Below are 22,050 nucleotides of genomic sequence, written 5' to 3'. Positions count from 1 at the left end.
CCCTGGCGGGCCCCGATGGTGGCGGGGTTTCAACCCCTGGCGGGCCCCGATGGTGGCGGGTTTTCAACCCCTGGCGGGCCCCGATGGTGGCGGGGTTTCAACCCCTGGCGGGCCCCGATGGTGGCGGGTTTTCAACCCCTGGCGGACTCAGACGGTGGCGCGTGAGACCCAGACGCATCTGCATCAAGCCTGATCGCCCCTAAGCTATTGACAAATAAAACATTAAATGATATATACGGTTGAATTTACTTAGTGTTTTAAGTATTTCACAAAAATTTTTAAAAAACAAGAGTTGACATACAATTTAACCCATGATATTTTTGAAAAAATAACCTAATTATATAAAAACCGCCCATGACAACCAACCCAGCGGATGACCTCGCTATAAAGATTTTAGAAAAAGAAAATAGCGACAGACAGGAAATCGCACTTTTATTAGATAATTATTTAGGAAAGGACGATCGCATTTTCGTCCAAAAAACCCAGATGGGAAACAGCGAAGCATACATCGGTTCAGTCACCCTAGAATGGTTAGACTCTCGCGTCCGTTTCGCCTCGCAAATGCCGCTTTTCCGCCAAAAATTCGACCTCCAAACGAACAACATCGTCCGCGACGACGAAACCATTGACGAAATTATCCAGCGTCCCTTAGATTGGTCGCGGCAAGCCACCCTAACTCAATATTTAGCAGCCCGAAAATCGCACAAATTCCCCGCAGTTTTAGTAGTCGTCAGTCCCCCGTGGGTAGATAATCCTTTAGCCGAGGAATGGGATAAAAATGGCGTAGCAACCAAATCCGCGACTGAATTTACATCCTTTGATAAAAACGAGAACTTAGGGCTTTTGAATGTCTCTCAAAAAGTCTCTATTTTTGCCTTAGACGGCCAGCATCGGCTGATGGGAGTTCAAGGTTTAATGAGTTTAATTAAAACCGGAATCCTGCAAAGATACAACAAAAATAAAAAACCTGTCGGCGCTGCAATTACTCTGGAAGATTTAGCAGAAGAGTATCAAATAGACCCCGAAACAGTGTATAAATTAGCTCACGAAAAAATCGGGATTGAGTTTATCCCGGCGGCGGTAGCGGGGGAAACGCGACAGCAAGCACAACGGCGCGTGCGATCGATCTTTGTGCACGTTAACCTAATGGCCGTAACGCTGAGTCAGGGCCAGCTAGCATTATTAAACGAGGACAACGGATTTGCGATTTGCGCCCGCAAAATTGCCGTCACCCATCCCTTATTAAAAGAACAAGATGACAGAAACCCCCGCGTCAATTGGGACAGCGCCACAGTCGCAGCAAAATCAACTGTGTTAACCACATTGCAAGCGCTGCAAGATATGTCCGAACGGTATTTAGAATACAAATTCCCCCATTGGAAGCCGGAACGAAAAGGTTTAATTCCCATGCGTCCCGAAGATGAAGAACTAAAAGAGGGAATTGAAGAGTTTAAAAAATTGTTCGATCATTTAGCAACTTTACCCAGCTATCAAAGAATTGAAAGCGGCGAAGAAACGACAGAATTGCGCCGATTTAGTTTTGAAAAGCCAGGGGGCGAGGGAAATATTTTGTTCCGTCCCGTCGGTCAAGTTGCTTTAGCTAATGCTTTGGGAATTCTAGTATTTAGAAAGAAACTTTCCCTGAAATCTATTTTCGACAAACTCCGCAGGTACGATGTCGATGAAGGATTTAGCCACATGGACAATCCAGAGTCTGCGTGGTACGGGATTTTGTACGATCCGAACAAAAAGCGAATGCTAGTTTCTGGAAAGGATTTAGCGACGAAGTTAATTGTATATTTGGTGGGGGGAATTCAGGACGATATGGAGCGAGCTCATTTGCGGCAAGCGGTAGCGGAAGCGAGGACTTTTGAGGATAAAGCTATTAGTTTTAACGGCCGATTTGTGCAGCCACAAGAGGTAGGATTGCCACCAGTGCTTAGCTAAGTTTTGATTGTTGCTGATTGCGGAAGTTATCGATAATATCATTAATTTCTTCTACAGCAACCGTTTCTTGGTCAGATTTGGCATAGATGATGAGCAAGATGAAACAAGTGGTTGATGTGACTTGATAAATGATGCGATAGCCTCCACTTTTCCCTTTACTAATGTCACTGTTTTTGGCTCTTACTTTAAAGACGGTGTAGCCTGTACCAGAAATGCGATCGCCTGGACATTCGCCTGCTTGCAACTGCTGTAGGAGAGGTTGCAAGTCGGTTTGAATCTGACGATAGCGTTTGGCGAGGGTTCGGAGTTGGCGCTTGAATTGATCTGCAAACAGAACCTGGATGCTGGGTAGTTCAGACATCAATACCATCCCAAAGTTCTGCGATCGGGTGAACTTTACCGTCTTCTACTTCCTGAAGCGCAATCCGAAGACTGTTGAGGATATCTTCTTTAGATAGCTCTTCTTCGTCTTCTTGAAACAGTTGGCGCAGCGATTCTAAAATCAGGGTTTCAATGGGCAGGTTGAGTTGGCTAGCTTTCTCAAGAAGTTGCTGTTCTAGGCGATCGGTAATGGTGAGGTTAATTTGCATGGGTGTGCCTATCAATTTTATTAGATTGCTAACTATTGCTATTTCTTGCCGCTTCTAACTTGCGGCGAATTGCGGCTTGAACTTTCTCATCAAAATCTGGATCACTGGGACTTGCAATAATCCTCAGCGGATGCTGATTGATTCTGTCTAAGTACGCCTGAAAAGCGGCTCGATTTCCACGATGTTTAAGAAAATACTGTTTCAATTCAGTATTCGACATAGCGTTATAGTTAACTTGGCTCATCAGCAAACTCCCCATTGGGTAAAATTTGGAACTCAAGCTCTTCATCGTACCCAGCCAATATGTATACGTTACGAGTGCGATCGTCAACACAAATCAGATGTATAGGCTGAAGCATTGTGTAGGTCAGTTGATAACTGATGCGATATAAACTCTCTAGCTGGGCAGCAGTAGGCATTTGTCAATCACTCAACCTAATACTTATCTTAACATATAACTCAATAAAAACCGCATATTAATATTATCCCTTTTAGTAATTTTTGTCTATAAAACACTACTACCGCTCGATATTGTACCCAAGTTTACCTCTCAATGTATATACATTATACCGCTTTATTTCAACAAAATAAGTTCTGCTCCTACAGGCAAATGATCCGACTCAGTTGCCTCTAAAACTGAACTCGATTTAGCACCCCAATGCTTTGAATACCAAATATAATCAATCCGGAAAACCGGATAATTTAATCTCCAATTCGAGCTTTTTACCAAGAACTTAAGTTCCCAACCGTGAGGCCAGGTAAAACCAAACCCAAATCCCGATTTTCGGAAAGAATCTTGCATGACTTTCTGCACCCTGTCATAGTCTTGAGTTTCGTCTGTCATATTAAAATCGCCCGCGACAATTACTGGCAGAGTTTCTCGCTCAACTCGCTGCACTAAGTCTTGAATTTCAGGCGATCGTTTGCCATATGTGTAAACTGGAATTTGGAGAAAACGCCCGATTCTATATCTCTTAAACCACGGCCCGGTAGCTTGCATATTGTAAATCACTACTTCTTGTTCGTTAAATTTAATAATTGCCCGCTGCTGCGTTTCTCGATGGCCGGCTAAGTGCAGTATTTCGCTGGATACAATCGGATATTTACTGAGAATTCCTACAGGGGGAGTGCCAATTTGATACGGGTAGTCTGCTTTTAACCAGGTGAAAGCTCTTTCGGTATGTTTACTAACGATTTCTTGTAAAAATATAATATCGGGTTTTTGCTTCTGAATCAGTTTAACTAAACTTGGCGACTGAGTTTTATACCAACGGACGTTATGGGATAAAATTTTGATGCTGGGCTGCCAATTTGTGATGTTTATTGGTGCGGGAGAAAAGTATTTAATGTGCAGCCAACTTATTAGGAGAATGCAGGCGATCGCCGAAATAATAGTGAACCATCTTTTTTTGATAATTGACACTCCGATGATCGGAAGCAAGAAAGTTGGGAATAAGATTAAGGGGCTAAAAGTGCTAATTAAGGCAATAATCCACAGTCGATCCCAAAAAATTAATTTGAGAATGAAATAGCAGATAATAAATGCTGAGTAACTGTAAGCAAGAAATTTTGCAGCTTGCTTTAAGCATCTCTTGATTATATCTTTTGGGATGTGCTTCATGGAAAACCTATTAAAATAAAAACTTGCTTAAATCGAATTCTTCATTTGACCGATGTTGGTTGTCTCTTTCAGAAATCAAAACCAACAACAGGCGATCGGTATAATCGGCAGCACCCCGCAACTCTTCTCGCAAAATTTCCAGTCCCCCATTAGCATATTCTTCAAAAATTTGCAAGCGTTCTGCTTCCAATTGTTCGTCGATATGGGAGAGAATTTGAGGATTTTTGGTTTCGGCGATCGCAATTAATTTAATCGCCATATCGTAACCCCTGGATACAAAGATATCAACATCTATCGCCCCTGGTTCTCGTTTAGAAATTTCCCCCAAAGGCGATCGTTTTTTCCGCTGCTTTCCCAAGGATGCGGCGAAGGCGATGACATCGGCGTAAGTCTGAAAAGGGCCAGTGTGGTTATCCAATAAAGTTAATGATTTGACTAACTCCGCTTTATCTTTAGCAATTCTAATTTTGTTAGCAGCCATTGCCATAATATCTAGTTTCTAACTATAATACATCTCGCAAATATCCAACAGTCCGCACAGGCGCACTTCACCATGTCCGCAACAACATAATTTTTTGTGCAAAACCTCCTCTTGCTTCCCGCCGCTTCATTTGTTCCGCCAAAAGTCGATCGCCCGAAATGCCAAAACTCGCCATCACCGCATCTATCACCTCATACAAATCCGCCAATTCCGCCACCAAATCTTCCTCCTGGGCCTGGGCCGCTTCCCCCGCTTCTTCAATCAATTTCTGCAGCAAAGCTTGACGGTATTCTGCCTCCGACAAAATTACAAACTCGCATTCATTCCCGCTTTGGCGAATAATTTCAGGAATGCGATCGCGCACCAACTTATGATACTCCTTTTCCACGTCAAACACTCCTTTAACCTTGACTAAAAGTTTGAATCAACTGTTGAATTGCTGCGATCAGGAGAAACTCTCAAATCTGAACCGATATAGTAAGCTAAATCAGGTTTAAACTCGTCACTACCTGCCTAATTGCCGAATTAGAAGTCATAATCCACCTCTACAATTTCCGTATATTCAAATTCATTGGGACTGCGCCTAACTAAAGGATAGCGCGTCCCGCCAAGTTCGATCGCATCTTCTTCACAATCAGCTTTCGGAGAATTGTACACCAGCACGTATTCCCTGCCGGTGCAACTTTCCATCTCTTGAGCAACTTCTCCGCGCCACTGAGTTTTCGTTACCAAAACTACCAATTGATTCGCCAACTTCGGCAGCTTATTCGCGATTTGCTTGCGATAAATTTCGTCCAAACTCCCAAAGGGAGAATCCATCACAATTGGAAACGTACTGCTATCCGGGCCCATCAAAGTATTTTTTTGACTCCACTCACGCACGCCCTCAATAATCCCGCCGATAAACGATAAACTGAGAATTTGATTTTCTCCTGTAGAAGCGGCAACCAAAGATTCTTGTCCCGACGTATTTTCTACTAGCGTCAGTTCGTATTTATCGCTCAACTTGGGGATGTAAGGAGTAAAAGAAATTTGACTAAAAATATCTTGCACCCGCTTTTCTAACTGAGAACAAAACTGTTTTTCTAAACGCGATCGCACTTCAGTTAGGCGATCGATCGCATCCTGAGTCGCAGCAATCCGGCGCTGGGCTAATACTTGCCTTTGCTCATTCAGTTGCTGCTTATCGATTTGCTTGTCCAGATTCGCGATCGACGCATTCAAACTCTCAATCTGCTGCTGGTTAGAGCCTGTTTCCCGGTGCAAATCGCCAATTTTTGCCTCAATTTCATCCAAGCGCTTTTGCAAGCGGCTGACATCTTCGTCAGGAAAATTTCGCAGCTTGTTGTGAATATCGTCTAACTGCGTTTCCACCCGCGAAAGTTCGGTTCTGTCGCGGCTGATATTGCCTTGGTGTCGGTCAATTTCCTCCCAAAAATCAGCCACTTGTTTATTAATTTCATTTACCCGATCGCTAATCCGAATAGTTGTTTCTTCCACATCGCCAACACCCGCTTTATTAATCCAACCGCTAACCTGTTGGCGAGACTCAGAACCCTCCACTAATTCCGCACCGCAGATACACCGCTGCTGCGCTAATAACTCTTCCAAAAACGGCCGCTGAATCCCCGAAAGCAACGAGCCACCTTCCCGCAAACCCCCGACAATCACTTGAAATTCCGCCGCTGCCTCTGACAAAAATACCCCATAACCGCGCATAGAGATTGAGCGTTTTAGAGCCTCTGTAGCTTGTGAGATTTGTTGCTTAAATAAATGGCGCTGCTTTTCCAATTCGTCTCGCAAATTTTGCAATTCGGCGGCACCGCCCAGTAGCAGCAAATCACCGTTAACTGCTTTTCTTAACTCGCCTTGATGAATCAATTCTTGCTCAATTTCTAATTTTCTTTGCGAAAATTGCTCTGCCTCTTTTTGAGATTTTTGCTTCTCTTTCAAAAGTTTCTTAATTTCGGAACTGCCAATCATTCTTAAATCTGTTTCTAGAGACTTTCTGGCATCTCCCAAATGTCTAATCGAGCGATTCAGCACCTCTACTCCCAGCAATTCCTTAGTAGCTTCAGCAATTTCTGTTTTCTTATCGTGGCGGACAATTTGCTCGATTCGCTCCCCGTCAAAAAAGAAATATTGATGCAAACTTTCCGGCAAAATTCGTCCGATAATATCATCAGGATGCTGGGGCGGTAGCATCCAGCGGCCGTCATCTTTTGCTACCTGCATAAACAATTCGCCTTTGCTGTGTTCGACACTATTTTGACTTTTGTAAGCATGGCAACTGCGCCTTACTTGGTAGCGCTTGCTGTCGTGTTCAAACACGATTTCCACCCAACAAGGTACTCGTTTGCCCAGTTTTGCTTCCGCAATAGCGCGTTTATTTACTGATTGTTCTTCCGTAAAACCCGCGCTCAGATTTCCGTAAAGTCCCCAAGTAAAGGCATTCATCAAAGCTGTTTTTCCCGCGCCGTTATTACCGTGAATTACTGTAATATTTTGCACGCCCCAGGCTAGCTTAATTTCGGGTGTTTGGCCGAAAAACTGCCGAAAATTGCAGAGAGTAATAGAAATTAACTTCATACAATTGCTTCCTTAATAATTTTCAAAATGTCATCGCTAATATAGCGGGGAGCCCTCATGTACAGTTTATCTTTTTCAATTTCCAATACCCGCTCAATAATTTGTCGGACTTCCGGCGGCGCGCTAGTAATAGGTTCCTGTACGTCGCTGAATTCCTGATGAGTTTGATAAGAAGAACGATTTTCTGCTAAAATGCTTGTCGGTACGGCTGCGATCGCACTATCTTCATATCTAAATGCCATAATCAAATTTTCATTCAGATTTTCCATCATATTTTTTTTGCAAATATTAAAAGTAGCAACTAAAACTGCGATCGAATAATTCTCTCTTCTCAAACATAAACCGAACCTTAATAAATGTCAAATGTCTAATAGCCCGTAACGCTTCTGAATTTGCAACAATTTCACTCTAGCTTCCCCAGCATTGTCGGCTAAATCGGCAAATTCCAAGAACCGCTTCAACTCTTTTCGCAGCAAATTGCGCTCGACTTCTAAGGTTTCTCTGCCCAAATCAGGAGGCAAAACTATCATGTCAAATAAAGTTGCCCTTTCCTTCCCCGGATGTGGCCGCAAAATGCGTCCCCGGCGCTGAATAAACTGGCGCGGATTGGTGCTGCTTGCTAAAATTACAGCATTGCGAATTGCTGGAATATCAACGCCTTCATCCAAACAGCGAATCGCGACTAAACCTTGCAATTCTCCACTCTCAAATTGCTGACGCAATCGTTCTCTTTCTGCTAAAGGAGTTGCCGCAGTATAAGTGTTAACTCGGTAGCCTAATTCTGAACCCAATAACTTCGCGGTTTCTGTTAGTTGGCGGTTGTTATTTCGGCGGGCACCTCCTTCGATCGCACCATCGCCGCAGTAAAATAAAGTGTGGGCTGTATCGAGACGGTGAATCATTAATTCTCGCAACGCTACTAATTTATTAGCCGCTGCCCCAATTAACCGGGCTCGCTGCATTAATAAAGTCGTTAAAGCATCGTTTTCTTCTACTTTTTCATCGCCCCAAAGCGCCCAGCCAATTTTTTTAGTTAAGCGGGAATACTTGCGGGTTTCGGCTGCGGTCAATTCTACTAAAATTGGATAGTATAAATAATGTACTAAGGCTTTTTGGCGGATGGCGTCGGCTAAGGTAAGTTCCGGCTGCAAAACCGGGCCGAAATAATCTAAAATAGCTTCGGTTCCTTGTTCGTCGAAATGCCTTTCTGGGGTAGCGGAAAGGGCGAGTCGCAGTCCAATATTGCGCGGCAAACTTTCTCCTAGACGGGGCGCGCCTAAGTTGTGAACTTCGTCTCCAATAATCAGGGTTTTTTCTGGGAAATAGCGCAGTTGCGATCGCAAACTATCTCCCATTAAGGTAGCATTGGTAGTAATGATTGTGAGAAATGCTCGCTCGCCCGATCGCACTTCATACAAACCCGCAGCCAGCTTGTTTTGCCAACTACGGGCGCTATCAAAAGCCAAAATAGGTTTTAAACCAAATTTCTCTGATTCCCGCGCCCACTGATTCACCAGGTGGCAGTAAGGGCAAATTACGAGCAGGACTTGTAGGTTAATTTTATTGTATAATTCAGTGGCGATCGCCAGCGCAGTAATCGTCTTGCCGCTACCCGTCGCCATTTTCAGCGTACCGCGTCCCTGATTCGCAAACCAATTAGCAACCGCCACTCGCTGATACTCTCGCAATTGCAGCGATGGCGGCATTTTCGGAAATCCAAATTGCGAATTATTAGCCGTTGAGCGATTCACCTTTAAATGCCGTTAGATGCAAAATTCCCTATACTCAACTGTAACTCACGGGCGATCGAAACTTAACAGCCGAAACAAATCATCCGCCGACAGTTGCAAATCCGAAAGCACATCGAGCACAGGTAAAATATCCTGACCCTCCTTCGCCTCTGGTTGCTGCTGCGGTTTAAAAACAAGAACTAATTTTTCTGCCGGGTCAATCAGCCAACCCAGTTTAGCATTGTGATTTAAGCAAAACAAAATATTATTAATGACCCGAGTTGGATTTTGATCCGGCGATAAAATCTCAATTGTCCAATCCGGTACAATTTCAAACCTATTTGCAATTTCTCCGTCAGCATCTAGAGGAATGCGATCCCACTCGAACACTGCTATGTCTGGAACAAGAGAACGTCCCCCAAAAGTGCAGCGCAATTCTGGAAACGCATAAGCTAACTTCTGCGGTTTGCCAACTCGATTAATAACAGATGGAAACTCGAATTGTAACGTACTGTGTTTTCCTTGTGGCATAGCTTTTTGATAAATTTGACCGTCAACATACTCGCTAGCAGGCTTAGTTTCTGGAAGCAGCAGAAACTCTTCGAGAGAAATCTTGGACGGAGACTGAATTGACGTTACCATAAACAATTAACCCCTCAAAAACTCAACTGCCGTCTTAAAAATTCATATCGCTGTCAGTTTCCCAATCAGCACAACTCTCCGATTCCACACCAGTAGGGTGCATCGCACAAACCAACAAATTGCCACCGTAAACTTGACCGTGATAGTTGCGACAACCGCGACAAGCCGGCTGCTGCGTCGGCGAGGGGTCTACATAAGTCACCATCGACAAATCTATCTCATCAAATTCCGGGTCGAAGTCGCGGCAAATTTCAATTATCGGTTCGATAAATTCATTAAATAAACCGTCAAATTCATTGAAATAACCATCAATGTCGTTAATCAGATTATTTTGTACTTCTTCTGTAAACTCTTCCGACATTTTTGCCAAAACGTCCAGCATTTCGACAAACTCTTCGCCCATTTCGCTAAAAAACTGCTCTACTTCAGAAACAGCATTTTCCATTACTCCAAAAAAATCTTTAGACCAATCTTCCATGTATTTGACAGTTGGCTATTACAAAATATTTTACAGACAGGTGCAGCCAGCCTCATGCGAAGTGCTTGCACCTACTTTCAATTCTATTACCTATTGCCGGATATCCGGTCAAGTTTGACAGGGGAAATATTCAAAAAGGGAACTCAAGAGTATTATCCTGAGTTCCCTTCATGCTTTGCTGAGCGAGCTTTTTGCTGCTTAATCCCGCTTCAGCCGCCGCAATTCCTCTTGTAAATTCTGCACCTGTTCGCGGAGCTTGTCTACGCCGCCTGTCTCTTTAGCATCTTTTGCCGAGACATCTTCTTCCTCAGAAACAATTTCAATCCGCCGAGGTTCAGCGGGTTTTTCGTTCCCAGCCGAGGCTACGGGGGGCTGCTGCTGCTGAGCCTGTTGTACCATGTCATCAACAAAGCGACGAGCTTCTTCGGTGGACATCTCGCCCCGCTTCACCAATTCGTCTGCCAGCTTTTGGGCTTCAGTGCGTAATTCAGTTAACTTGCTGCCAGCTTTTTCACCAGCGTAGGAAGCTAGCCCGACACCAAGGTAAACTGCTTTTTGTAAAATATCTCCGAAACCAGGCATAGGAGCTACACCTCATAAAACTGGGTGAACCGGAGACCACGCCTATTACAAGCATCCCGTGTTGCTGCTACCTTCCGGTCCTGACAAGATTTGGGCGTTGGAATCGCGTGGGTCCAGTTCATTTATGAGTATAACACAGTTATTTATTCTTCAACCACACACCAGTGATAAATTTCATAAATAACGCAACCGTTCTTTACCAGCGGGTCTTCAGCGACGATCGCCTTCGCCTCATCCATCGAACCCGCCTCAAACATCAACATACCGCCGCCCCGCCGCCCCCAGTAGCCAGTTTTCGCTCGGTGTCCTTTAGAAATCAACTCTCGGACATAAGCTCTGTGAGCTGGCACGTATTGGTCAAAGACAGGCTTTTCGACAATTCCTTGCTCAATTTTGACAAACCAAGGCATTTTTATTTGGGATTTTAGATTTTATATTTTAGATTGGGAATGGGCGATCGGCAACGGGCTCTAGGGCTAATGCAACCTATTCCATTTTGCACCATCCTTTCTTAACTGCGATGTTATCCCATGAACCAGTCAAAACAGCGATTTTTTATTGCCCTAGTGCCGCCTCCCGATATTGAACACCAGATTACTGAGATTCAACAGTATTTTGCGGAACACTACAACAGCCGCGGTGCTTTGAATTCGCCGCCGCACATCACGCTGCAACCTCCTTTTCACTCGTTAGCGGAGGATGTTCCCAAATTAGAGGAAAGTTTGAACCAGTTTTCTGCAAACCGGCCGCCCATTCCCGTTACTCTATCCGGTTTTGCCGCTTTCGCCCCCCGCGTCATTTACGCTGATGTTGTCAAATCACCAGAATTGCTAGAGATTCACCAAGATTTAATGAGTTATTTGGAGGCAAATTTGGGAATTGTCGATCGAGTTTCTCAAAGTCGCCCATTTGTACCGCACATGACAGTAGCGTTTCGCGATTTAACTAAAGAGAATTTTCAAACTGCTTGGTTGGAATTCTCCGGGCGATCGCTCCACTTTGAGTTTACCGCTTCCGCATTAACTTTACTGCTTCACGACGGCAGCCGATGGAACATCAGCAACCAATTCCCACTTTCCGCCTAAACTCTCTCCCTTCTCTTTCTTCGCGTCCTTAGCGTCTTCGCGGTTAGTTTTCCCAGTTTTTTTTATTAGCCAATCCTGATAAATATCATTTCCTCACTAGAAACCTGTTGAAAATTAAAGCCAGTCACAACTTACCGAAAGCATCAAGGATACAAGCCCCGGATTCATCCGTGGTGGAGAAATAAGAAACCTGTATCCGATAAACTTGCCCCCCAATTTATCCGTGGGGTCAATGCTTCAATTCTAAAATCTAAAATCTAAAATCTAAAATCTAAAATCGATTGACCGATCGCTCTTATTCGGAGTTGCCAGTGCCACAGTTCCATAAACCGAAATTCCCGATTGTTCCAAAATTTTAATTGCCGACTTAACCGTAGTACCGCTAGTGTAAATATCATCAACTAACAGCACCCGATCGCGCGGGCGCCGGCGGCGAAAATCTTTCCCCAAACCTAAAGCATTTTTCATTTCCGCTTGTCGCTGCTGTGGCGTCAGAGCGAATAAAGCCTGAGTATTTTTCACCCGATCCAAACCGTGCCGCTGCAAAGGCAAACCAGTCAGCTCACAAAAACTTTCAGCCAACAGTTCCGCCTGGTTAAAACCGCGCTGCTTGAGCTTTTCTTTGTGCAGGGGAATCGGTACAACTGTTAAATTGTCTATAGCTAATTCAGGAAAACTCAGCCAAGCTTCCGCCAGCCAGCCGCCTAGAGGTTTCGCTAATTGCGGATTGTCGTCATATTTCAAAGCTGCGATCGCCCGTTTGAGAGCCCCGCCGTACTCACCCCACACAAAAACACGCTGCTCTGAATGCCAAAATCGACCCGGATCGCTTAACTGACATCGCTGAAGTTGCTTGTGACAGTACAAACAAAACTCTTCGGCGGCCGGTCGCTGACAAAGAGGACAGTTAGACTTAAGAAATAGATTGAGAAAAGATTTGACTAATCCCGTCCATTTTCGCTTGTTCATCCTAAAATTATCGTAAGTGATTAATGGGAAAAACTTTCAACTTCAATCAGTTTCCACCGACAGGCTCGCAGCGTGAAAAACCTCTACTGGTTAGACAAAATTCAACCTTCCGACAGATATGCAGTGGGAGAAAAAGCATTTTACTTGAGCTCTTTGCTCCAGAAAAATCATCCTGTTGTACCGGGTTTTGTCGTGCCGGCCACCACATTCTGGCAGTTTTTAGAGTCGATCGAGTGCCTAGAACCGCTGTTTGCTGACTGGCCACACTCTTCCCTGCACTTGAATGTCGATGAACCCAGACAACTGCAATCGATCGCCCGCAGCATCCGCCACCAAATCCTCGCCGGCAAACTGCCAGATTCACTGCTCTCCACCCTAGAGTCTGCGGTTGCTCAACTCAACTCACAGTCAAACTTAAACTCCACAGCCTTAATTTTTCGCCCTTCCCTGACTTCCTGGAACCCGAAAACAGTCGGCATTCTGGAATCTCAGGCAGTACGGGCAGAACCCGAAGCCATTGGGGCCGGACTCAAACGAGCTTGGGCAGAAATGTTCAGAGCCCGAAGTCTATTTTACTGGCAGCGGTGCGGCCTGCGGGTACAGCAAATCAATCCCGCAGTTTTGGTGCAGCCACTTCAAGAAGCGATCGCCGCAGGCGAGGTGAAAACAAAGGCGGGCGCACAGTGGGAAATCCAAGCCACCAGCGGTTTGGGATTGTCTCTCGCTAGGGGAGAAACCATCCCCGATTACTATCAAGTGCAGCCAGAAACAACCGCGGTTAAATTCCAGCGGATCGGTTACAAAACATTAGCCTACAATCTCAAAGTCGGCGATGGTGAACCGAAAAAAAAACTGCTGCTGGGCAAGTTTGCTGCTTTCCCAATTCCCGATTCTCCATTTATAATTCCTGATTTTGCTGACTGTTGCGTGCAAGTTTTAGCGCTGGGAGAGGAAGCACAAACAGAATACGTTTTAGAGGAATGGCAACTGCAAGAAATCATTGAATTGAGTAAAAAAGCGATCGCAGAATTTGACTCGGATTTAATTTTGGAGTGGACGCTAAACCAGACAGCAAACAGCGGCGAACCGCAGTTTTATTTCACTCAAGTTCGTCTAGTGAAAGGGGAAAAAGCTGCGCCACTAGAAGAAAATCCGAGATCCCTCCCGCACCGAAACTCGATCGCCCCAGCCCGAACTCCTGCGATACTCAGAGGTTTGGCAGCAGCATCAGGAAAAGCCGAAGCAATTGCCCAAGTTATGACTAATTCCCACCCAGAAAACGCGGAATTCTTAGCCGGAGGCATTTTGGTAGCCCCGACAATCGATCCGAATTGGCTGCCTTGGCTAAAAGTGGCTGCTGGGGTGGTTGCGGAACAAGGAGGCATGACCTGCCACGGCGCCATTTTAGCGAGAGAATTGGGGATTCCCGCCGTTGTGGGAGTTGCCGGGGCCACGCGGGCGATCGCCTCGGGCGATTCGGTTGTGGTAGACGGCGATAGCGGAGAAGTTTTTGCCCTCACCCAACAGGATGCGATCGAGACAGGAGACAGCCGCCGACTTCGGGACACAGCAAAAAAGGCAGATATATACAGTACAGCAGCCAAAATGTCAATAGCCAAACACCAATCTTCTACCTCCGAGCGATCGTCCAATTGGGCGTCTAAAGCTCGACAATCTGAGTCTACTCAATATGTTTGGGGCCCACCAACGGCGACTCAACTGCTAGTTAATGTCAGCCAAACAAGTTCGATTGACCGCCTCAAAAATCTGCCAATAGACGGCATCGGATTGCTGCGATCGGAATTAATGGCATTAGAAGCTTTGGACTGTGAAAACCCCAAAGTTTGGCTGCAAGACGGCCGCCAATCGGAATTTGTCGATCGCATGGCGGATTGCCTCAGCTTGTTTGCTGCTGCCGTTTCGCCGCAGCCAATATTTTATCGATCTCTCGACTTACGCGAGTCAGGCGCCCACGGCAGTTTCAGTTATACCTTTGAACCGGAATTATTTGATTGGGAACTATGCGTACTTCAAAAAGTCTGCGAGTCAGGTCATACCAATGTTAATTTAATTTTGCCTTTCGTGCGCTCGGTTGACGAGTTTATCTACTGCCGCCAGCGCTTAGAAACTGTTTGGAAAAACCGCTCTACAGAGTTTCAAATGTGGATTATGGCGGAAGTTCCTTCGGTGTTATTTTTATTACCAGATTACGTAAAAGCCGGAGTTCAAGGAATTTCCATCGGCACCAACGATTTAACCCAATTTCTGTTAGGCATTCACCGCAACTCCGACCAGGTAGCAGGTGCTTTCAACGGGCGCGATCGAGCAGTGATGAGGGCGATCGAACAATTAATCCTTCAGGCGAGGGCTGCCGGCATTCCTTGCTCGATCTGCGGCGACGCTCCCGCATTGTATCCCCATACAGTTGAATCCTTCGTGCGGTGGGGGATTTCGTCTATTTCGGTCAATGTCGATGCTGTAGAACAAACTAGCAGGGCGATCGTCCGCGCCGAACAGCGCCTGCTGCTAGAAGCCGCTCGATCGATAATTAACAATTAACAAATCCCGGACTCACTTTACCTCAGAAATCCGGTTTCTACTCTAAATCATAGCTTTGGCAAGCAGCCACCCGCTCAGAAATCGGCTTTCTAGACAACCCGTGCGTCCAGGAATATTAACAACTACAGAAATCCGGTTTCTAATTATATAGCAACCGCCCAGACAGTGAGGACATTTTTAATTGGTGAAGCCCTTGCTTTTATTGCTTTTATTGCTTTTATTCCTTCTTCCTTCTTCCTTCTTCCTGACATCCGTTACATCCGTTACATCCGTTACATCTCATATCTTGCACCATTTTCAAGAACAGGCTTTTCGGCCTGTTCCACAAAGAGTTAATTTGATTGTGGGATGGGCATCCTGCCCGTCCATAAAAAGCTTATTGCAAATGGTGCAAGATATAAGTTACATCCGTTACATAATCCGTTGCCGAACTTCCTTCCACTAACATCCGATTTTAAAGCTAGGATAGAAATATCACCAATTCTTGACATGGAGGTAAAAACCGTGAAATCAAAAATTATTGCAACCGCAGCAATACTTGCCGCCCTGGCCTTCATGCCTCCTCACCCAGCATTTTCTCAACCTGCAACTGACGGTGGCAAAAAACCCGGATTCTGGCAACCTCAAGCGCAGGTTGACAATACTCGCAACATTACCCTAAGACTGTTAAATGAAACTGGATTAAACCTAGAATACGGTCAATCAGGTGCCAGCTTGTCATCCTTGCCCGTCGGAGCCAGCAGAAACATCATTGTTCGCATCAGCAATCGCACCGGCGACATTGCCAATATTCCGATTAATGTCGCAAGAGGAACCACAACTTTGAAATACGACTATAATGTTGACTCGCAGACAAACATTGTGACGATTCGCATCACCAGAGCCGACGGCAGCACTAGGCAAGACCGATCAGTTTATATTGATGAAAAAGGGCGAGTTTACTCTTTCTAAGACTGCGGCTCATCAACCCGGTTTCTCCTGATAAATCTTGGTTTTAGCAGCGAGGTATCCGGGAAGAAATCGGGTTTCTAGACTAGCGTGCATAAATTCTGTCTTTCTCAAAAAGTATGAATCAAGTGCAGCCCCTAAAGAATCGATGTTTTTGTGCAGCGGATTTGACATTGCATCCCCAAAATCAACTGCTGTTTGCAATTCGGCGCTACTGGCGCACTGGTGCATCAGGTGGGTTTCGAGAGGATGTCAACCGCCGCATCGCAGACTAATATCCGTCGTTTCTTTTGATACCTGCGCCTCGATTTCCCTCTTCTTTCGGTTTAGCTTTGTTCACTCGCAAGGGGCGCCCCATCCACTCTGCACCGTCTAATTCGGCAATTGCAGCGTCTTCTTGGGCATCCTCCATCATCTCAACAAATGCAAAACCGCGCATCCGACCGGTTTCCCTGTCGGTAGGCAAGACAACTCGCTTGACTGTGCCGTATTCTGCAAATACTGCTTTCAGGTCTTCTTCGGTGGCGCGGTAAGACAGATTTCCAATGTAGATAGTCATGTCGATCGAACTGAACTTGTTGTGCTATACATAATAACCTTTTAATTTAACTGTCAAGTGCTATCTACCATACAACTGGGCGATCGACTCTGACTAAAAGGGTTTGCCGGACTGACCAACCCTTGGTACTGGCTGCAATAGTTAGCTTAATCAAAACTCATATCCTCACTCGCCCTGCGGATGAGTGAGGAGATGAGTTTTGGGGCGGCGAGGAATCCCACCCCTGAACAATACTTGATTTTCATCAGATCAGTGATAGGTGGGCGACGGATCACCAAGCATCTTCGGAAACAAAGCGACTAACAAGGTATAGCAATCCTCGAATCATTTGTGAATTTCTTACTCCCTCCCCGCGGCTTCAGGGAGGGTTGGGGAGGGGTAAAAAAATTACGATTTATTTAGGATTGCTATATGGTTCATAAAGTTCTAATATAAGTTAATTTAAGAAGGAAAATGATACAATTACATTTGAGGATTTTCTGCTCCGCCTACCTACCGAAACTATGGAAAAATGCTTTGGTAGTGATGGAAAATGGTCATACAAAGAGGCCAAATAAGTAAAGAAAGTAATCAAGAAGAAGGGCGAAAGCAATATACTTGTCGCCCCCTGCGCCTGATTTATCATAAGCCTGATAAATTATGGTCAAAACTAAAAAATATTTTCACTTTTATCAACACAACAAATTATCAATAATTAGGAAAGGCGATCGAGTTTGCATTTCGTCAACTTTCTCAGCCAAATATTGGGAACTGGTTTACACACTGCTGTTATTGTAATTCATCTATCTGAGAAAGGCTATACGGGAATCGAAAGTGTCTGTGCAGAGTTTCTAGCGGGAAGTGAGCAATTCAGTCTAGCCAAGTGTGGAAATCCCGTAAGGGAAAAACGCGAAAAGCCAAACTGTGAAGTTTGGAAGCCCACGCCATAACTGTAATCAGTTTGGCGTTGGGAGGATGTTACTGCTTTTCCTTAGTCGATCGAGATTGACTGAGGCCCGCTGCTTTTACCGTTGGTGGGTTCGGCTGGGGGAGTAGTGTAGGAAGTTGAACCAGCTTGCTCGTCGATCCAGCTTTTAACGGGATCTTCGTGAAGGTTGAGTCGAAGCAGGCCAGATAAAAATCCGCCCGCGAAGGCGATCGGCTGTTGGATCAATTCTTGGGCCATTGGGATGAGTTCGTCGAGGAACATTCAAGAGTCTCCTTGTGCTGCAGGGGTTCTACCTTAACTGTATCGTTTGTACTGCGATGCTGGTAGCGGCCTACAAAAAACCTTCCAGCGCTGAAGATGGGCGATGGCGAAGAAGCCGGCTAATGGCCTACAATGCTAATCACGTTGCTGCAAAAATTTTATGTGCCGTTTGCTGGGCTACCTCGGGGAGCCGATTTTACTCGATGCTATTCTGTACAAGCCGGAACATTCCCTAATTGTGCAGAGTTACCAGCCCCGCGAAATGACTTCTGGCCTACTCAACGCTGACGGTTTTGGTATTGGTTGGTATCACCCGCACCTAGATACTGACCCGTTTACTTATAAAAATGTACAGCCAATTTGGAGCGACGTTAACCTTCCGAGTATCAGTCGATACGTTGAATCTGGATGCGCGATCGGATATGTTCGCAGTGCAACTTCAGGACAAGCTGTAGATTTGAGCAACTGTCAGCCGTTTCAGAACGATCGCCTGCTGTTCGTACACAACGGCTTCGTGAAAAATTTTCGGCAAACTCTTTACAGACCAATTCGCGATCGGCTCAGCGATACGCTGTATCAATCAATTAACGGTACTACAGATTCTGAGCATATCTTCGCCTTGTTTGTCAATGAATTGACAGCCGGAAATCTGACCATACAAGCAGCTTTGCAAAACTCGCTGAAAACTTTGGCCGAGCTAGCAAACTTTCACCAAGTAGAATTTTCAGCTAATATAATTATCAGCGACGGACACCAGCTCGTTGCCTCTCGCTTTGCTTCCCAAAAAACCCCTCCTTCCCTCTATTGGCTGCGAGACGATTTAAATTTCCCGAATTCTGTCATTATTGCTTCTGAACCTTTATTTGCTGGCAATTGGCACGAGTGTCCAGTCCAGAGCATTATCAGTACCGGAGTAGAGCGTGATATCGAAATCTATCCAATCTTGTAGAGAGGCAATTTATCGCGATTTGCAGCAGTGTCGCAGCGGCACTTTCAAGCTATTTGCAGACATCGATTATGATACTTTTTGCCGTCAAGCTCATCCTGATTTCAGTCCAGTTGGCTGGCACTTAGGTCACATTGCTTATACTGAGGATTTGTGGCTGTTGCAGCGATGTGCTGGGTTGGAACCAGTCTTTCCTCAGTATCACCAACTGTTTGCTGCTGATATTTTGCCGAAAAAACAACGGGTTTTTCTGCCGACGTTACGTGAAGTTGAATTATATCTGGACGCGGTGAGAAAAAAGGTGTTAGATTATTTGGAAGTAGCGCCGATCGACGAGCAAGAACGTCTGTGGCGGTTTATTATTCAGCACGAAAGCCAGCACTGCGAAACAGTTGCTTTCGTGTTGCAAATGCACAGGAAGAAGGAAGGAAGGCACGACACGGATTTGGACACGGATACACGGATTAATTCTCTACGACACAGAGGAATAAAGCGAGGAATAAAGCAGCAGAAATTCCCAAGGCCCAAGGCCCAATTCCCAATGCCCAATTCCCAATTCCCAATTACCGATTCGGCGATTGAAATTCCGGGCGGAGAATTTTACATGGGAAGCGATGCTGCTGAGGCTTTGGATAATGAGCGATCGCGCCACCTGTGTTATTTAGAAGCATACTCGATCGATCGCTATCCCGTCACTTGCCGTCAATACCGAGATTTCATGGAATCCGGCGGCTATCAAAACCCTGATTGGTGGTCAGCGGACGGCTGGAAATGGCTGCAAGGCGAAGCCGTCTCTCAACCGCTTTACTGGTCAGAAAATCCAGCTTTCAACAACCATCCAGTCTGCGGCGTGAGTTGGTACGAAGCCGAAGCTTACTGCAACTTTATCGGCAAGCGTTTGCCATCGGAAGCCGAATGGGAAAAAGCTGCGAGTTGGGATGCCACAAATCAAACATATCGCATCTATCCTTGGGGAGAAGAACCGCCAAACGGCAGCCTGTGCAATCACGGCAATAATATTGCCAATACCTCGCCAGTTGATGCCTTTCCTAAAGGAGCAAGTGCTGCTGGTTGCTGGGATATGTTGGGGAATGTTTGGGAATGGACTGCTTCAACCTTTGATGCCTATCCGGGATTTGAAAGTTATCCTTACAGGGGATATTCTCAAGTTTATTTTGATGGAGAACACCGGGTTTTGAAAGGCGGGAGTTGGGCGACTTTTCCGCAGGCACTGCGATCGACCTTTCGGAATTGGTACTATCCGGGCGTGCGGCAAATTATTGCTGGTTTTCGCTGCGCTAAGTAGTTGGCTAGGTAATTATAATAACCATCAAATTTGTTCATATTAAGGAATTTAGTCATCAGACTTTTCAACTTAACAAATTCCTTAATACTTGTCTTAGAAAGCTTATTTGACGAACATCAGATGGGAGCATCTCAGTTTTGCATTTACAGTGCGAGCGTCCCCGCTCGCGTATTGTACAATACGCGAGCGGGGACGCTCGCACTACAATAAAAAAATGCTTTTTACAAAACTGAGATGCTCCCACATCAGATCAATGGCTGGAGAGGGAATTGGAGACAAAATTTGTTTGCGAAATGCCTAACTTTTTTCCATGTAACAAGCTCAAGGTAAAACAAGTTTTGTTAAGTATTCAATAATTTTTGTGGATAAATTTTAAGTTTTAATTGTGGATGAGATCGCCATCGGGTGAGAGAATAGAGAATGGAGAGTGACCTGAAAAATCTGACTTGAGCGCGATATTTGGCAACGCGACTGCGTGATATACCCATGTGTGCATCTAAAAATTACTTTATGAAATCCCCAAGACTGTCCGACACGACAAACTCAGCCTCAACGAAGGAAAACCGGCTGCACTTAGAGCGGCTGGTGAGCGCTGCGGCACTGACACCCGCAGAAATCAATGCTGGCAGCGATGCAGTTAGGGGGTTGACTCAAACCCCCAAATCCCTGCCTCCAAAGTATTTCTACGACGATCGCGGATCGAAGCTGTTTGAGTTGATTTGCCAGTTGCCGGAATACTACTTGACACGCACTGAGACGGCAATTTTGCAGGGGTGCGCGGGGGCGATCGCCAATTTAACGGGCCCCTGCGAAATCGTCGAACTCGGCAGCGGCAGTTCCACCAAAACTCGGATTCTCCTTGATGCTTACAGTCAACTGGAATATCCCCTGCACTATTTGCCGATCGACATTAGTCCTACTATCCTAGAAAGCAGCGCTTGTCAACTGTTAGCAGATTATCCGTCGCTCCACATTCACGGACTTGTCAGCACTTACGAATTAGCCTTAGCTAAAATTGCACCGTCGCCGTTGCCAACCCGAATGATTTGCTTTCTAGGCAGTACCCTCGGCAATCTCAACGCTCAAGAATGCGATGTATTCTTCTCGCAAATTGTCGGTGCACTGCAGCCGGGAGAGTATTTTTTGCTGGGAATTGACTTGGACAAATCTAAGGATATTTTAGAGCCTGCCTACGATGACAGTCAAGGAGTAACGGCAGCATTTAACTTGAATATGCTGCGACATTTAAATCGAAAATATGAGGGAAATTTTGATTTATCACAGTTCGAGCATTGGGCTTTTTACAATCAAGAGGAATGTCAAATTGAAATGCACTTGAAAAGTAAAAAAGCGCAAACAGTGCACTTGCGTTCTCTCAATTTAACGGTTGAATTTGCAGCGGGAGAAACTATCCGCAGCGAAATATCGCGCAAGTTCAATCTCAATACTGTAAAAAAAGAACTGTCGCAGCGGGGTTTAATGCCAGTGCAGGTTTGGACAGATCCAAATCAGTGGTTTGGCTTGATGCTTTGTCAGATGTCAGTTGACAGTTGACAGTTGACCGTTGGCAGTTGGCAGTTGGCAGTTGGCAGTTGCCAATTGCCAATTGTTATTTGTTATTTGTTTTGAATATCTCCCAATAATCAGTAACTACTGACTACTGACTACTGACTGCTGACTACTGACTACTGACTACTGACTACTGACTACTGACTACTGACTACTGACTACTGACTACTGACTACTGACTACTGACCGGAAAACGAGACGCAAGCCCCTGGCTTTAGACACGGGGAAAAGTCGGTAGCGGTTTCAACCGCCTTGAACAA

General features: G+C 45.4%; 25 protein-coding genes and 1 other RNA gene. 7 read left to right on the top strand and 19 right to left on the bottom strand.

Annotation, left to right across the window (positions count from 1 at the left end):
* The first annotated feature begins 354 nt into the window (after positions 1 to 354).
* Positions 355 to 1,947 (top strand): DGQHR domain-containing protein, encoded by a 1,593-nt coding sequence (locus QT992_RS23820; protein ID WP_333377846.1) that lies wholly within the window; start codon positions 355 to 357, stop codon positions 1,945 to 1,947.
* Here QT992_RS23820 and QT992_RS23815 read toward each other — a convergent pair.
* The 15 genes from QT992_RS23815 to QT992_RS23745 all read right to left on the bottom strand — a co-directional run bounded on the left by QT992_RS23815 (position 1,940) and on the right by QT992_RS23745 (position 11,070).
* Positions 1,940 to 2,308 (bottom strand): type II toxin-antitoxin system RelE/ParE family toxin, encoded by a 369-nt coding sequence (locus tag QT992_RS23815; RefSeq protein ID WP_333316548.1) that lies wholly within the window; start codon positions 2,306 to 2,308, stop codon positions 1,940 to 1,942. The two genes, QT992_RS23820 and QT992_RS23815, sit on opposite strands and share 8 nt — an antisense overlap.
* Positions 2,301 to 2,537, bottom strand: coding sequence for a hypothetical protein (locus tag QT992_RS23810; protein WP_333243736.1), 237 nt, complete (start codon positions 2,535 to 2,537; stop codon positions 2,301 to 2,303). The genes QT992_RS23815 and QT992_RS23810 overlap by 8 nt, the downstream gene beginning before the upstream one ends.
* 28 nt (positions 2,538 to 2,565) lie before the next feature.
* Positions 2,566 to 2,781, bottom strand: coding sequence for a DUF6887 family protein (locus tag QT992_RS23805; protein WP_333316545.1), 216 nt, complete (start codon positions 2,779 to 2,781; stop codon positions 2,566 to 2,568).
* Positions 2,768 to 2,956, bottom strand: a complete 189-nt coding sequence (locus QT992_RS23800) for a DUF6888 family protein (RefSeq protein WP_333077086.1) — start codon at positions 2,954 to 2,956, stop codon at positions 2,768 to 2,770. The genes QT992_RS23805 and QT992_RS23800 overlap by 14 nt, the downstream gene beginning before the upstream one ends.
* A 155-nt stretch (positions 2,957 to 3,111) precedes the next feature.
* Complete coding sequence (locus tag QT992_RS23795) at positions 3,112 to 3,960, bottom strand: endonuclease/exonuclease/phosphatase family protein (protein ID WP_333337594.1); 849 nt, start codon at positions 3,958 to 3,960, stop codon at positions 3,112 to 3,114.
* A 208-nt stretch (positions 3,961 to 4,168) separates the two neighbouring features.
* Positions 4,169 to 4,639 (bottom strand): DNA phosphorothioation-associated protein 4, encoded by a 471-nt coding sequence (locus tag QT992_RS23790; RefSeq protein ID WP_333337591.1) that lies wholly within the window; start codon positions 4,637 to 4,639, stop codon positions 4,169 to 4,171.
* A gap of 67 nt (positions 4,640 to 4,706) precedes the next feature.
* Positions 4,707 to 5,027 (bottom strand): nucleoside triphosphate pyrophosphohydrolase, encoded by a 321-nt coding sequence (locus tag QT992_RS23785; protein WP_333337641.1) that lies wholly within the window; start codon positions 5,025 to 5,027, stop codon positions 4,707 to 4,709.
* A 137-nt stretch (positions 5,028 to 5,164) separates the two neighbouring features.
* Positions 5,165 to 7,228: an AAA family ATPase gene (locus tag QT992_RS23780; RefSeq protein ID WP_333337588.1), complete on the bottom strand. Its 2,064-nt coding sequence runs from the start codon at positions 7,226 to 7,228 to the stop codon at positions 5,165 to 5,167.
* A complete protein-coding gene (locus tag QT992_RS23775; RefSeq protein ID WP_333337585.1) occupies positions 7,225 to 7,470 on the bottom strand; it encodes a hypothetical protein in 246 nt (81 codons plus the stop codon). The genes QT992_RS23780 and QT992_RS23775 overlap by 4 nt, the downstream gene beginning before the upstream one ends.
* Before the next feature lie 117 nt (positions 7,471 to 7,587).
* On the bottom strand, positions 7,588 to 8,934 hold the full coding sequence (locus QT992_RS23770) for a DNA phosphorothioation system restriction enzyme (protein ID WP_333337638.1): 1,347 nt from the start codon (positions 8,932 to 8,934) through the stop codon (positions 7,588 to 7,590).
* A gap of 90 nt (positions 8,935 to 9,024) precedes the next feature.
* Entirely contained in the window at positions 9,025 to 9,600 is a 576-nt protein-coding gene (locus tag QT992_RS23765) for a Uma2 family endonuclease (RefSeq protein ID WP_333337582.1), read from the bottom strand.
* A 34-nt stretch (positions 9,601 to 9,634) separates the two neighbouring features.
* The gene (locus tag QT992_RS23760; RefSeq protein ID WP_333337579.1) at positions 9,635 to 10,078 is read right to left on the bottom strand and encodes a hypothetical protein; all 444 of its coding nucleotides are present in this window, start codon (positions 10,076 to 10,078) and stop codon (positions 9,635 to 9,637) included.
* Between the two features lie 198 nt (positions 10,079 to 10,276).
* Positions 10,277 to 10,660, bottom strand: a complete 384-nt coding sequence (locus QT992_RS23755) for a phasin-related domain-containing protein (RefSeq protein ID WP_333316526.1) — start codon at positions 10,658 to 10,660, stop codon at positions 10,277 to 10,279.
* A gap of 23 nt (positions 10,661 to 10,683) precedes the next feature.
* Positions 10,684 to 10,780, bottom strand: an RNA gene (gene ffs / locus QT992_RS23750) — signal recognition particle sRNA small type.
* A gap of 23 nt (positions 10,781 to 10,803) precedes the next feature.
* Positions 10,804 to 11,070, bottom strand: coding sequence for a YciI family protein (locus QT992_RS23745; RefSeq protein WP_333077099.1), 267 nt, complete (start codon positions 11,068 to 11,070; stop codon positions 10,804 to 10,806).
* A gap of 120 nt (positions 11,071 to 11,190) precedes the next feature.
* On the opposite strand from QT992_RS23745, the gene QT992_RS23740 reads away from it, so the two are divergent.
* Positions 11,191 to 11,745: a 2'-5' RNA ligase family protein gene (locus tag QT992_RS23740; RefSeq protein ID WP_333316524.1), complete on the top strand. Its 555-nt coding sequence runs from the start codon at positions 11,191 to 11,193 to the stop codon at positions 11,743 to 11,745.
* 264 nt (positions 11,746 to 12,009) lie between these two features.
* Here the strand turns inward: QT992_RS23740 and QT992_RS23735 are convergent, their stop codons facing one another.
* A complete protein-coding gene (locus QT992_RS23735; RefSeq protein WP_333337576.1) occupies positions 12,010 to 12,714 on the bottom strand; it encodes a ComF family protein in 705 nt (234 codons plus the stop codon).
* 72 nt (positions 12,715 to 12,786) lie between these two features.
* Between QT992_RS23735 and QT992_RS23730 the strand changes: the two genes are divergently transcribed.
* Both QT992_RS23730 and QT992_RS23725 read left to right on the top strand, forming a co-directional pair.
* On the top strand, positions 12,787 to 15,273 hold the full coding sequence (locus QT992_RS23730; RefSeq protein WP_333337573.1) for a putative PEP-binding protein: 2,487 nt from the start codon (positions 12,787 to 12,789) through the stop codon (positions 15,271 to 15,273).
* Positions 15,274 to 15,777: 504 nt separating this feature from the next.
* Positions 15,778 to 16,224, top strand: a complete 447-nt coding sequence (locus tag QT992_RS23725; RefSeq protein ID WP_333316518.1) for a hypothetical protein — start codon at positions 15,778 to 15,780, stop codon at positions 16,222 to 16,224.
* A gap of 12 nt (positions 16,225 to 16,236) precedes the next feature.
* Here the strand turns inward: QT992_RS23725 and QT992_RS23720 are convergent, their stop codons facing one another.
* The 3 genes from QT992_RS23720 to QT992_RS23710 form a co-directional block, all read right to left on the bottom strand.
* Positions 16,237 to 16,452, bottom strand: coding sequence for a hypothetical protein (locus QT992_RS23720; protein ID WP_333316516.1), 216 nt, complete (start codon positions 16,450 to 16,452; stop codon positions 16,237 to 16,239).
* Positions 16,453 to 16,492: 40 nt separating this feature from the next.
* Positions 16,493 to 16,780: an RNA recognition motif domain-containing protein gene (locus tag QT992_RS23715; protein ID WP_015179076.1), complete on the bottom strand. Its 288-nt coding sequence runs from the start codon at positions 16,778 to 16,780 to the stop codon at positions 16,493 to 16,495.
* Between the two features lie 970 nt (positions 16,781 to 17,750).
* Positions 17,751 to 17,969, bottom strand: coding sequence for a hypothetical protein (locus QT992_RS23710; RefSeq protein ID WP_333337570.1), 219 nt, complete (start codon positions 17,967 to 17,969; stop codon positions 17,751 to 17,753).
* Between the two features lie 160 nt (positions 17,970 to 18,129).
* Here QT992_RS23710 and egtC point away from each other — a divergent pair, with 160 nt between their 5' ends.
* The 3 genes from egtC to egtD all read left to right on the top strand — a co-directional run bounded on the left by egtC (position 18,130) and on the right by egtD (position 21,775).
* Positions 18,130 to 18,918, top strand: coding sequence for an ergothioneine biosynthesis protein EgtC (gene egtC, locus QT992_RS23705; protein ID WP_333337567.1), 789 nt, complete (start codon positions 18,130 to 18,132; stop codon positions 18,916 to 18,918).
* Entirely contained in the window at positions 18,890 to 20,221 is a 1,332-nt protein-coding gene (locus QT992_RS23700) for an ergothioneine biosynthesis protein EgtB (protein ID WP_333316514.1), read from the top strand. The genes egtC and QT992_RS23700 overlap by 29 nt, the downstream gene beginning before the upstream one ends.
* Positions 20,222 to 20,731: 510 nt before the next feature.
* Positions 20,732 to 21,775, top strand: a complete 1,044-nt coding sequence (egtD, locus tag QT992_RS23695; RefSeq protein ID WP_333316512.1) for an L-histidine N(alpha)-methyltransferase — start codon at positions 20,732 to 20,734, stop codon at positions 21,773 to 21,775.
* The last annotated feature ends 275 nt before the right edge of the window (positions 21,776 to 22,050 follow it).

The sequence above is a fragment of the Microcoleus sp. T3_D1 genome (assembly GCF_036700405.1).
Classification (GTDB): domain Bacteria; phylum Cyanobacteriota; class Cyanobacteriia; order Cyanobacteriales; family Microcoleaceae; genus Microcoleus.
The sequence above is the reverse complement of the archived record's forward strand: the minus strand, read 5'-3'. Positions and strand labels throughout refer to the sequence as shown.